This window comes from Flavobacterium sp. FG19 (assembly GCF_057809475.1).
The window spans coordinates 196,290-210,018 of sequence record NZ_JBMDKA010000005.1 but is presented as its reverse complement, the minus strand read 5'-3'; the positions used below and the strand labels follow the sequence as shown (position 1 = coordinate 210,018).

The 13,729-nt window shown below is 33.2% G+C and carries 5 protein-coding genes; all 5 read right to left on the bottom strand.

What is annotated here, in order from left to right:
* Positions 1–1,051: 1,051 nt before the first annotated feature.
* The 5 genes from ACODST_RS07590 to ACODST_RS07570 all read right to left on the bottom strand — a co-directional run bounded on the left by ACODST_RS07590 (position 1,052) and on the right by ACODST_RS07570 (position 13,692).
* Complete coding sequence (locus ACODST_RS07590; RefSeq protein ID WP_488931513.1) at positions 1,052–4,795, bottom strand: DUF6443 domain-containing protein; 3,744 nt, start codon at positions 4,793–4,795, stop codon at positions 1,052–1,054.
* Positions 4,796–4,806: 11 nt separating this feature from the next.
* Positions 4,807–7,812, bottom strand: a complete 3,006-nt coding sequence (locus tag ACODST_RS07585) for a hypothetical protein (RefSeq protein WP_488931512.1) — start codon at positions 7,810–7,812, stop codon at positions 4,807–4,809.
* 378 nt (positions 7,813–8,190) lie between these two features.
* Positions 8,191–10,533 carry a mechanosensitive ion channel family protein gene (locus ACODST_RS07580; RefSeq protein ID WP_488931511.1) on the bottom strand — a complete coding sequence of 781 codons (2,343 nt, stop codon included), beginning with the start codon at positions 10,531–10,533 and terminating at the stop codon, positions 8,191–8,193.
* Positions 10,534–10,614: 81 nt separating this feature from the next.
* A complete protein-coding gene (locus ACODST_RS07575; RefSeq protein ID WP_488931510.1) occupies positions 10,615–11,085 on the bottom strand; it encodes a phage holin family protein in 471 nt (156 codons plus the stop codon).
* Between the two features lie 93 nt (positions 11,086–11,178).
* The gene (locus ACODST_RS07570; protein WP_488931509.1) at positions 11,179–13,692 is read right to left on the bottom strand and encodes a fibronectin type III domain-containing protein; all 2,514 of its coding nucleotides are present in this window, start codon (positions 13,690–13,692) and stop codon (positions 11,179–11,181) included.
* Positions 13,693–13,729 lie beyond the last annotated feature (37 nt).

Below are 13,729 nucleotides of genomic sequence, written 5' to 3'. Positions count from 1 at the left end.
ATGTTTTATTAGATTAAATTTTAAAGAAATTCTTCTTAAAAATTTTTAAACTATACAAATATTAACCTTTATATTCATTTTTCTTTACGGGAAACCTCATTTGGTGTATTTTTTTTTATAAAAAGTATTTCAATCACTTGATGTTTAACTTTCCAGAACTATAAAAGGGCAGAATCATTACGATTTTGCCCTTTTTATAAAAATCAAATAGAGAAAAATTAAGTCGAAAAAGTCAGTCCTTTAGTTTTAAAATTACTGAATAAAACTTGTTTGGCTGTGCTGATCGTTTCTTCGGTTCTGTAAATACTGCACCAGAATTTAATCTGTATTTTGAATTTTCCGTCAGAAGATTTTTGAAAAGAGAAAGAGCCTGAGATATTTTTTTTCTTTTGATTATCATGCGGTCTTCTGCATTTAGCTCTATTTGAGATCCGATAATAATTAAGGTACAGGGATTACTTTACTATCCAATTAAGCATTCGTTTCCGTTAAGATTTAAATTTAATGAATATTACTATTAAAGCAGATGTAATAAATAAAAAAGTTACTTTTAGACATTGTAGAAAAAGACAATTTAAAAAAAAACAGGCTATTTGGCCTGTTTTTATATTAGTATTAAATGATTTGTTTTTTGAATTTTTAACTAAATTATATATTATAGTTTTTTATTAATCGATTAATTAAGTACCACCAAGGAATTAATGAAATTAGGAATGTAATACCTAAAAAATAGGTATTGGCATAAATTGGAGACCTAACAGGATAAATGAAAATATCTCTCTTTTTATCATATATAAGTTTTATTTTATCATTTACTGAGTATTTAATGCAATATTCATAATCTAAGTGAATATTATATTTTTTATTACCTTCTTTTATCATTATGCTTGAAGCAAGTTTAGTAAATGGCTTACAACTGTGACCTATTATAAGTTTCTGTACTAGAACTCCATTTCTAATACTTTTTTCATATTGTATAGATGAAAAGGTAGAGTATAGTAGCCCAAATAAAATGATAGCAATTATATAAATTTGATTTTTTGTATAAACTTTAGTCTTCATGCAGTATTTTTCCTTCAGATATGTTATTGACCTCAACCGTGCTTTTTGATTTATTGTTGTCTAATAAATATAGTGTAGTGTTTGTTAACGCACTTGCCCCTAGTTTTTTATAGCTATCGTTCACTGTTTTAACACCAGCCCACGCATCTCTGTAATTTTTATATTTTTCAGTAACCTGATTAAGTTTATTTGTCCATTTTCGAATAGTCTTTTTTCTTGTCAGGTTAGGAAGCTTGTTTTTAATTTCAGCCATTTTATTTGCATTGACCTTCATTTTTCTAAATAGTTTTTGTTCAAGTTTGTCAACATATTTTGCAGGAATAACCTTCTCTAAACTTGCTGATATTAATCCTCCGGTAAGAGACTTCCAAAAGTCGTATTTTTCTGTTTTATTATCCTTGTTTAGATAATCAGCAGCAACCGTTCCTATAGTATTAACTAAAATATCAATACCGTGATTAATCATTTTTTGAGCTATAGGTTTACCTACACCACTAGTTAAAACATTTTTTAAAGAATCTATTCCTCCAGTTGCAGCACCTGTAATTCCAGAAATACCAATTGAGTACCAATTTATATTAGTAGTCATTGAGTCAAAAAGATTAAATCTTGTTTTATCTCCGAAAAAATAATTGGCACCAACTTGTCCTATATAATCAGCTAAAATTCCAATAACTGCACCTGTAGGTCCTGGAAATTCACCATCATTGTCTACAAAATTTAATGGATCATTAAAAGCGTAGGTATAGGGAGAAAATTCATAAAGATATTCAGAAGCAGGATCCATATTCATCCAGCGACCAAGAGATGGATCATAATTTCTGGCTTGAAAATCATAGAAGCTCAGGCCTAGCTCATCTTGAAATTCTTTTCCGCTGTATTTGTATTTATAACTGGAACTTACTATGGGAGCTCCGTATCCTGTTTGTTTTAAACCAAAAGGATAATAATGATTTTCATCAAGAATATCCAAAGTTCCTGTTGTGTTATTTTTGGTATAACTTAAACGAATATTGCCTGCATGATCTTTATATTGATAAATATATCGGTAAGAACTTCCAGATGGCTCTGCATAGCCTTCTGCTGTTGGAAAAAATTTGAGAATACCGTTTTCATATTGATATCCTTCTAAATATTCAGTAGTGATTGTATTAGAAGGAGAAATGTGAGTGACTTCTTTTTGTAATTTTTGTCCCAGAGCATTATAAATATAAATAATACTCCCTTTTGCTTCAAAAAATATCTTAGTAGGAAGATTAAGATGATTATAAATAATGGCATTTGAACTTCCATTGATTATTCCCTTATTTTTATCAATAGTCATGTTTCCAGATGAGTCGTAAGAATAATCATCATCGGAGTTTATTCCGTCAACGAATCCATAATCTTTGTAAGCTGTTGGGGCAGCATCTGATACCTTGCTTAATTGGTTGGAATTATTTCCATTTTTATAAGAGTATACTAAATTATCAATTTGCTGAACAGCTGAATCTGAATTTCCATTACGTGCTAATGTTAAAATATTTCCATTTTTATCGTAGCTTATTCTTTCTGTATAGCTATCAGTTACAATAGAATTATTAACTTTCTTTTGATAAATAGCATTTTTTAAACGATCTACAGTATCGTATTGGTATGCGTAAGCTCTTGTGGTTGAAGCTCCATCTGATATTGAATTCCAGAGTGTTTCAGAAATACTGCCATTATATGAAGGATTTGCTCCTGATATACCTGCACTTAGATTGTTATAGTTTATTTTAAAGGCAAATAAATCTTTAGGATCACCAGCTTTTGTTAGGGAAGTTATATCGTTTATTTCTGTTAGCCATCCCCTAATATTATATGTATAATTAATGTTTTGAATATCGTTACCTGTTTTTTTTGAGATTAATTGTCCTAGTTCATCATATGTGTAGCTCGCCAGTAGTTCAGGTACCTGCATTCCGTAAATATAGTGAGCTTTCGTTAAAAGCCTATCTTGCTCTGTATAGGTATAAATTTCGGCTGTTTTAAACTCGTTGATATCTTCAGGAAGTCTTTTATGTGTTGTAATTGTATTTTCCAATCGTCCTGAAAAAGAGTCAATGTAACTGTCAACATAAGTATACCCGCCTAAGAAGTTTTTAGTATAGCTGCGAATAGGTCTTGCTTTACTGTCGTATAAGATATAGGTCTGCTCATTTCGATATGCCGTACTGCTTTCTAAAACACGTACCCAACTTCCTGTTGGTAAACCTTTTGGCTTTACAGAAGTGTTGTAATATACATCTTGGGTTCCATCAGCTACAGTAGTCGGAATTATAGGGGCATTAGGAAAATTATAATCATCATAATAATTAACTGTTAGTATGTGATAATCTGAGGTTGGCCAGACTAAATTTGTATATCGGAAGGGTACCCCCATACTTGAAGGAATTGTAGTATTTACATTAGTATCAATTTTAGTTTCGTTTGCACTTCCTTCTAAATTATTCTGAGTCTCTTGTATTGTTTTTCGAGTGCTTGAATTTGTAGTGTTAGATATCCATCCAGTTAATATAGCTCGGTTGAAAACATCATATTTAGTTATTAACCATCCAGTTGAAGTTAAATTATTGAAAGGAGAATTAGCGGGGCCTGTTGCTATCAGCCTGTCTAATTTATCATATATCATATATTCCCATTGTTTACCAGGTAATTTTTTTTCAACAAGTCTGTCTAGATAATCATATTTATATTGGTAGCATAAATCATCTAAAATACTTTGGATGCTCAGAACAATTTTAGCAGTAAAAGTACTGCCCAACTGGGCATTAAACCCAGGTGAAAGAAGAATAGATTTTGTAGCGGTCAAATTTAAAGCAGGACTTGCGGATGTTACTGTGATAGTAGAAGTTATATCTGCTTGAACATTTGCAGTACTATTTACAATAAGGTCAGCTGCCTTGGGAGGGATTACAAAAGTTAGGTTACCAAAATCATCATATACGTAATAAGTGTCATATCTTTCAGTAGAAGCACCATTACCTACGGTTCCAAAAGTTCTTTTTAGTATTAAGCGTCCTTCGCTATCAGTAAATTCCTGAACAGTATTATTATTAATGTCTGTCTGATTTGCCTGCCAGTTTTCATTTTTAGTAACTGTTTTAAATAATTGACCAGGACCATAGAAACTGTCATTTTCCAGCTTAGGACTTTCTTTGTCACCTGAAATAAAAGATACTTTAAAATTTCTTACTTGATCAGTATTTGTATTGGTTTGGTACTCAAATCTAATTTCATGACCATTATTCATTTTCCAATCATTTCCTGGCGATGCTTTTCTCGATATTAAGTTTAAAGGTGAAGAATCATATTCTTGTTGAGAATATGGATTCGTTGTATTTTCGTATTTAGCTGTGTTATAAAAAGTTTCTACTTCTGAGTAAGCATTGTTTTTATAATTTAAGGATGTACCATCTGTCGGGACATAAGGAAGGTATTCTTTTTCTTCACGGCCGTAAACATCATATCCTATCAAAGTAACAATATCTTTTTCTGATGAGGATTTTTTATTTTCAACTTTCTGAACAAGGCGATTTAAACCATCATAATAATTTACAGTTATTTTGGCATCTGAGGGATTGGACAGGTTTATGGTTGTTGATGTACTTGGTTTTTTATATATGGTAGTTTTGATATAATTTTCTGTCTGAGTTTGGCTTAAAAGAAAAATAGGAAACAATATAAATATCAGTAAGCTTAATTTTTTCATTATTTTTTGAATTAGTTTTTATTATGATACTCATTTTCAGATAAAATATTCTGATTTTTATCTTTTGTTATTTTTAATCTGTTAAGATCATCATATATGTAAGTTTCCATATCTCCTTTTGTATCTGTAACACTTGTTCGACCTATAAGTGGTGCAAAGGTTTGGATTGTCACTTGTGATTTTGGTAATCCTGTTTTAAGAGGATTTAACATATCTCTAATTTCAGCATCAGTGAATGCTTTAAATTGCAATTGTGGATTAGGCGGCACAACAACATAGCGATATCCATCATTTAGGTATTTTAAATCTACTGCTCCCAATGTGTTAGTAACTTCCTGATAAGTTGCATTAACAATTTTAGCTATTTGATATTGCTTGTTATATCCCCATACATAACTTGTAACCGGACCTGTTCTTGGTTTTTCTTCTATTAGATTCCCTCTGTTATCATATAAAAAACTATTCGTAAGTTTATATTTGTTGCTATAATGAAACCCAAGAAAATCTCCATAAGAAGATGCAAAATTTGTTAAAGGAGTTTGTGTTGATAAGGCTAAATCAAAAGTTTTTTCTGGTAAAAGGTTTTCATAGAAAAATAGCTTCCCTCCAATGACATATTGTACTCCATTTTTGTAGATTAAATCTATAATTTCAGTTGGTTTCGAAATAACATTATTGTTAACCATGTAGAGTAGGTCATCTAGTTCAGAATCTTCTTCTTGATTTTGACCTAAATAGACATTTATTGGATATTGAAAACGACGTTCTTTTATTTGTCCGTCAGCATAGGTGTCTTTTTTGCTTATTAAAAGTCTGTAGTTAGGATCATACTGATATTCTGTTAAATTTGTTACAGACCCTTGGCTGTAATAATCTGTTTCTACACTCTTTTTTAAGTAAGGGAAAAAAGTATAGATTGGAACAGCCGTGAATTTATCATAGAGAACATCAATAACATTTCTTACACAGGTATTATAACGATTTGGATCTGAATTGTACTCATTATTTATCTCTTTTACAATAGTCTTTGAAGTGCCATATATTTTTTGATTTAAAAGCAACCCCCTTTCTAAATCCAATGTCGAAAACATTCTATACACATACCAGGGATTTAAAGTGTTTAATGTAACAGTAGTTGTTGCAGGCTTATCTAGATATCCATTGTCATGGTTCGAATAAGTACTTATGGTGTATCCTGTTCCTGTTTTTTCCATAACCTCACTATAAGTAACAGGACTTTGATTGTTAACAATATTAAAAGCTTTACTATTAAAAAAGGTATAGTTTAAATTATTAAACATATAGTCGGGTTTCATATTTAAAACTCCACTTGAGACAGCTCCACCATTTATCGAATTTGTATTGTAAAAATATTCTTTAACAATTGGTATGCTTCCAGCTGATTCATATGTAGAAATTTTTTTGATTCTTAGTCCGCTTCCAAGTTTGTTAGAAACTTGATTTTCAATTAAAAGTTGTGGTGTAGTTGTTGTAAGTGAGGCTTCGTTTAGCTTTATTAACTTAGAATATTCATTTGGTTCAAATAAAAAATCATTGTATCCTCCTGACGGATATTTTATTCGTTGTAAAATTTCTGCATCCATAAAATTTCCATCAGGTTCGCGTGATTGATAATATTGAGCTTCATCGGGTAATGGTTTAGAGGCGTAACCAGAATAAAATATATCCCAATAGCGTTTACCATTATAATACCCCCAATGATCTTCTAACATTGAAGTAATTGCCGGAAGAGTTTTGGAATTATATTCAAATGAATATTCTCCTAAAGTTGTTAATCCATCCGGGGAGATAAAAGAAACTTTTTGAAGTTTATTTCTTATTCCGGTTTGTTTTAGGTAAGAGAGGCTAATATTATTGACTATTGAATTGTTATATTTTAATTGTATGCCATCAAGATGGAAAAATTGATAATTTTCGAAAACAGGAGAAGTTCCCATAGAAGTTCCCTGAGGTACAGCTGGTGCAGGTATAGTAGGGCCTTGCGGCAAATACATTGAATTAACAGATCTATTAAAATAACAGGATACTCCGTTGTTACAGATAATATTATCCAGGATAGAAGAGGATATTGCTATTCTTCTTGGATAATTTATATCAGTTAAAACAGGGAAGGTACCTGATATAAGAACAGGATCACTAATAGAAGAAGAAGAAACAGTATTGGACTCCCAAAATTTACTATAATTGAAGCTGATTTCTTGTCCAGTAGGGGCAATAATTTGAGTAAGATGCCAGGCCGAAGTTTGTATTTGGTACTGAGGTTGTACACGATCACTTAAAACTATCGTTGTTTGTCCATATGAGAATTCTATTGCATTTGCAGATTGTCCAAAAATATATTTTGTTCCGTCGTCAGCAATTATAGTGAAGGATGTTATAGTTCTGGCTAGATTGTAAGTTTTTGAATTATTGGCAGTAATTTCATAATTAGTCGTTACAACATGTGAAATCCTAAAATTATAATCAGATTTCGATTTTACAATCCATCTGCCCTCATGATTTAAAAAAAAACTTCCTGACATACCATTAAAATTAAAACTGAATTCATCCGGAGCTACCTCATTTGCAATTGCTGTGTTCTTCAAAGTACTTAGGAAAGCTGGTGTATTCCAGTTAGAAGGAGATAAAGTAGTGTATTTATCCAAATATCCTTTAAAATTGTATTCATCGAATTTTACATTCTCATTTCTGTTGATGACCCCTCCAGCCATAAGATACCAGTTTAGGCCAACCCAGGTAGGTTTTGAATTTACTTTGGCTCCGGAACTTTCATAGTTTAGACTTACATCTACCTCTATAGGGCCATTTTGTATTTTTGTTAATGGAATGTTGATATTTGCTTGTCCAGTAAAGAGATTAACAGGAATGTCTCCTGCATTTTTAAGTGCTACAGCATTATTGCTTGATAGTGGCGTTTCTCTAGGATAATTATCTTGGGCTTTTAAAATATAATTGCTCAACAAGAGGATAAACAAAAAAGGTAATTTTCTTTTCATAGAGATTTGTTAAGATTTGGAATATTCAGTTTTAAGTGGGTATTATTAATACAAATAAACAATAAATTAGACTAAATAAAAATAAAATTTGAAAGAAAAACTTACATTTTTTTAACTGTTTTATTATTAAATGATTATGTTTTTTTTGTAGTGATTATAAATGAGACCATCAAAGGTTTGGGTCTCCTGAAGTTGAGAAAAGGTCAGATTTGAGTGTAAATATTAACCTTTATATTCGTTTTTCTTTACGGGAAACCTCATTTTGGTGTTTTTTTAAAATAAAAGTTTTTCAATCATTTGATGTTTAACTTTCCAGAACTATAAAAGGGCAGAATCATTACGATTTTGCCCTTTTTATAAAAATCAAATAGAGAAAAATTAAGTCGAAAAAGTCAGTCCTTTAGCTTTAAAATTACTGAATAAAACTTGTTTGGCTGTGCTGATCGTTTCTTCGGTTCTGTAAATACTGCACCAGAATTTAATCTGTATTTTGAATTTTCCGTCAGAAATAGAACTGTAATAAATCTGAGGTGTTCTGGTATTGTTTACCAATGGCAGATTTTCGAGAGAAGTTAAAATAACAGCATTAATATCTTCGGGCATAGCATCGCCGCTGATTTCGATAGCAACATCTACGAGTTTAAAATTATCCGTATACGTCCAGTTGGTAATGTTCTGCGACAGTAAATTACCATTCGGGATAATGATTTCGGCACCATTTGGTGCATTGATTTTAGTAGTACGCAGCCCCATCGATTTTACACGCCCGGATTCTGAACTGATATCTACCACATCGCCAATTTGGATAGGTTTGTCAAAAATCAAAATAATACCCGAAACAAAATTGTTCACGACGTTTTGCAGACCAAGTCCGACACCAACACCTAAAGCACCTAAAAGAATGCTTAGTTTATCCAGAGGCATGCCCGAAGCAGCCACAGCCAGAAGATACCCCACAATTAAAACAATAAGTCTTGTGATGAGTAATTTAGAATGCTGTCTTTTATCGATATTTTCTTCGTTTTCATCTTCGATTTCGCCAAAAAAGTACGCTACATAATTCTGCAGTAAATGAGCGGCCCAGACAATAATAAAAAACAATACAATATTGCCCAGAGTAAAAGTTATACTTCCTACTGTATTGGGACGGCTGAGTAAAGCACCCAGAGAAGAACGCAAAGATTCCCAGATGTTTAAATTAGAGGCAATAACCACCAGCCACATATAACTGATGATAATGATAAAAGGTTTTTTTAAGGTGTCAGATAAATTTTCGTAATCGAAAATCTTTTCAATACCCCGTTTTACCCTTGTCGTATAAATTTGTAAAAGGATGATTTCCAGAATAATTTTCAGCAGAACGCTTAAGGCAACAATCTGTGTAAGCGAAATAAAAGCAGTTAAACTCAGCATATTAGAAAGTGAAACCCTGCCAAAAAGATTATAAAGTACAGAAAGGATGTTAAGACCGATAAAAATAATACTGGCCCATTTAAAAAATCCTTTGATATACAACTGGTCTTTTAAACTTTTGATCTGGGCAAAACCATACCGGATTCCCAAAACATTAATAGCAATGAAAGAGCAGCGCTGTAATAGTCCAACACCAATAAACAAGTCAAGGAAACAGAGCGCAAAAAATAATCCTAAAAGCCATAACCAGTTTCGCATTGAAACGCTGGTCCATTGATTCTTAAAAATGATGCTCAGAACCGCTAATAAAGCCAGATGAAGTAATTCTAAAAAGAGGGCAGGAGCATACAAATTACTTACTACGGCTATATTTAAACCAATTACGGCGACAGGTAAAATAACACCTCTGTTCAGGTATTTAAAGTTAAATGTATCCAGGTTTTCGATATGGCCGTTGGTTTTCAGGTATTTTAAATTTCTAAAAATATACCAGCCCAGCAGCCCCATAAAAAAGAACAAAGTAAGTAAGCCTCCCGCTTTGTAACCGGAATAATATTCGGCGACTTTTTCTTCTATAATGATCTTGGCTTTGATGTTTTGGGTAGCGGCCTTTTTAGAAGTCGTATCACTGCTCCATAACGACGGATATTCTTTTTTAAGAATGCTGATGCCCGATTTTTCCAGTTTGGTTTCTACGTTCATCAAAGCATTCGAAACCGCAATTTTGTGTTCGACTGTCAGTCTTTTTTTGTTGTTTAAAATCTCCTGATTTTTAGTCATGAGACTATCGGTTTTCTTGTATCTTTTTCTGAGATTGGTCAATTCGGTTTTGAATCGTTTTCTCAGAGTGGTATCTTTTATAAGTGTAAATAAGGTTTTGTCTTTACGCAGGTCAATAATTCTGTTTTTGATTTTTTCAAGATTGGCATTACGCGAATTAATAGCTGTATTCTGCTCGTTTAATTCCTGTTCGATTTCTTTTAAAACAATACGGTACATCTGCTGGTTCCGCGCATTTGGATTCGCCCCTTTTAAACTGGCCAGTATCAGGTCCAGTTTGCTTTCGGTTCTTTTGATTTCTCCAAACAAATGAAAAGTGTTCCCTTCAAATTCAGCATCATTGGCCGCTGATTCGAGTACATCTCCGGCTTTTTCAATAGAGGTAAGATAGTCGCTGTCGGTTGTGGTATCTTCAAATAACTTAGACTTGTTTTCGGCTTTAGGCGCAGCCGTCTGAGCATAAGAGAAGGATGCGAACAGAAGCATCATGACCAGGGCGGATAGATAAGAATTTCTTTTTGAATTCATAATAAATTAGGTGATTTAAGGTCACCAAATTTAATTGTTTTTTGGATAGGATTACTGATATTATCTTCTAAAGCTGCGAATCTATTTTTCTATATGAAGTTTAGGATCAATGGTATGTAACAGTCTTTTGAACAGCTGTATCAGGCCATTTCGTACGGATTTAAGAATCAGAGTCATAGCGTCAAAGTTTTCGACTTCTTTTCTGGTTTTTATTGCTATAATGTTACTGATAATAGAAATGCCGTCGCTTACAATAAGTAAGTCCATCACTACGGTTACAAACCATTTAAAATTATAGTTGAGTCCTATGCTCATTAGTGCCAAAGCTGTTGGAATTAACAAAACGGCCAGTTTGGACACAAATCCTACAGCCAGTTTTTTGAAACTAAAAAGATTGCCTAATACTATGGTTTTGATAATGCCCAGAAAAGTGTCCATTATCATTAAGTAAAACAACACTTTTACAATTCCTGTATCCATTTCTAAGTAAATAAAAATAGCGTACAATAGTAGTTTTAGTTCATTTGCATATTCTGAAATTTTCTGCATCATTGCTTTTTTTTGTTTTTATCGCTTATTTGTGATTTTAAAGAGTTGCTATTTTGGGGTTAATACCCCAAAATAGCAACTTGTTTTTACTGTTTATTATACAGGGTCGTAAGGCTCAACTTCTTTATTATGAGCGACAATTCCCGAAATAATATAATTATCGACTGTCTCTACATCCAGTGAAGCGACCTCTAATGGTTCGTCTTTTAAAATGATAGATTCAATAACTTTTGTTTTACCAGTTTTATCAATAAGAAACATACCGGATGCAATATTTTTTACCGTAATCCACTTCACATTCTCACCATCCTCACTAACTAATAAAGGATGTTCTGCGGTGACTTTAATAATAGAGTCGGATGTTGTAATTTCGTAATAATTAGACTGTGTACTTGTCTTCTTATTTACGACCGTTACCTCAGTTTTTACCGCTTCATTTAATTTTCCATTCCATAACATATAATCTCCCTCAGAAGCATCAATTTCATTAGGGAAAGAGAATCCCTGAAGTTTATCTCCAATTGCTATGTTTTTAAGTTTTTTAGATTTTCCGGAAGCCATTGTTACCAAAGATTCTACATCAAAACAGGTTGGTTCGGGTCCCATCGTGATTGAGGTTTCCACAAAAGGAGAAAAGTTTCCGGCAGCATCTCTTGCTCTTACTTTAAAATAGTAAAAAGTATTTGGTATACCTGATATCGTGAAGGTAGTTACCGGATGTTCTGTGGTTAGCAATAATTCATAAATTCCGCTAAAAGTTCTCCTGTGTACTTCATAGCGGGTAACCGCTATATTATCAGTTGACATTCCCCACTCAACAGTTACCTGATTAGTGCCTGTCAGATAGCAGTCAATAAATGATGGTGCTGTTGGTGCAATGGTATCAACAATAGTTGTTGTTGCATTAACCTTGTCACTAGGTGCAGAACCGTTTCCTGCTGCATCCTTTGCCACAATTTGAAAATTGTACGGTGTTCCCGGAGATAATCCGGTAACATTATAGGAAAGTACATTTCCTAATGTAGCAAATAAGTTGTCATTCACATAAACCTGGTAATTTGTAACACCAAATTCATCGCTTGATGCATTCCAGCTTAAAGTTACATTGTTATTGCCAATATTGGTAACCTGTAAATTGGTTGGTTTTGTTGGTGCTGTTGTATCACTTGGACGTCCGGTATACTCTATGAAATGAACTACTCTGTATGGACTCATAAGAGGGAAGGAGTCACCTCTTCCGGTTTTACCTGTTCTGTTGTTTACAGAGTATCCTTCGTCTGAGTTGGCAGTATTGGTTATTGTTTGAATATCGCTGTTTCCTGCGCCATCTGTAGGTAAACTATGATCATGTTCCGGCATTTCGTCTATGCTTAGACTTTTAGCGACTTTACCTCCGGCATTTCCTAAGGTGTCAAAAGGCCAGGTCATCGTTCCGTTGTTATTGTAAAAAGTCAGATCCTGATAGTAGTTTCTTTGACCAAATTCTACGGTTCGTATTTCCGGGGTAGGATTGTAAACCCCTACAGGCATTCGTCCCTGCAGAGGCACATATTCTTCCCAGCCTTCCGGAAATGGTGCCGGTTTTCCCCAAATTGCTACCATTCCGATTGGCACAGCAGTAGCAGGTTGTGATTCTAGCTTAGAAATTCTTTTAAGTAATGAATTGAGGAGGTTATTGCTCTTAAGGATCTGATTGGCATTATCCATTAGAAGCAAGGAATTTACAGAACTTTCAGAATCTGTAAAATCTTCGGTACTGGTATTTAAATTGTCAAAATACAGGTTTCCTCCAATGGTGGTATTCTGCCAATCTGAAGCATGATTTAAAGTAAGATTTGTTTTAGTTGAATCACTGCTGTCTACCAATGCTCTTCCTAAACAATCCTCAGGATGTAACTGTCCTCTTCTTTGTTCAGAGCCAAATTTAAAATCAGCAGATCGTACATTTGCGACAAAGTTTTCAAGTGTGTCTAATTTTGATAAATGATAAATTCCCAAATCTAAATCTCCCTGCATGGCTTTAGATCCGTTAAGAGGAAGGTAAGATTGATTAATTAAAGCTATATCTGCTTCAATGGTGTCAATATTGGCTTCAATTGCGTTAATGTTTTGTTCTGCAGCAGAAACTCTGTCTTTTGTTTCCTGCATAATTTCTTCAATTTTCTGAAGGTCTTTTACAATTACGAAATTTCTTAAATCGTAATAGTTTTCGGCTATAGCATCTGTATTTTGAGGAGCTGAAGGACGATTTACATACTCCGAAAGTTCAATATAAACCGCTTCATAATCAAAATAAGCCGTTTGTGATGTTCCGGTTCCGTATATTAAACTTGTGCCGGTTCTTGTCGTTTTTAGATATCCGGTATCCTGACCTTCTTTGATAGGATATAAAATTCCCGGAATGTCGGCACCATTCTGATCCTTGTTGATAACGGCCCAACCTGCTAATTCAGCTGTTGCAGGAGCAATGATATAGTTTTTATCTGATTTAATGCTTAAATGTCTTTTCAAAGCGCCATAGAGTTCTGTTCGATAGGCTGTCTGAAGTCTTTCTAAAGTTTCCTGCTCAAGCGGAAATCCTCCCGGATGACTAAAATTTACTTGTTTCATTTTTTATCTATTTAAATGTAGGTTATTTTTTATTTTG

Excerpts from the sequence above, each read along its gene's own strand:
- ACODST_RS07570 (WP_488931509.1), bottom strand. The coding sequence starts at position 13,692 with ATGAAACAAGTAAATTTTAGTCATCCGGGAGGATTTCCGCTTGAGCAG.
- ACODST_RS07580 (WP_488931511.1), bottom strand. The coding sequence starts at position 10,533 with ATGAATTCAAAAAGAAATTCTTATCTATCCGCCCTGGTCATGATGCTT.
- ACODST_RS07585 (WP_488931512.1), bottom strand. The coding sequence starts at position 7,812 with ATGAAAAGAAAATTACCTTTTTTGTTTATCCTCTTGTTGAGCAATTAT.
- ACODST_RS07590 (WP_488931513.1), bottom strand. The coding sequence starts at position 4,795 with ATGAAAAAATTAAGCTTACTGATATTTATATTGTTTCCTATTTTTCTT.
- ACODST_RS07575 (WP_488931510.1), bottom strand. The coding sequence starts at position 11,085 with ATGATGCAGAAAATTTCAGAATATGCAAATGAACTAAAACTACTATTG.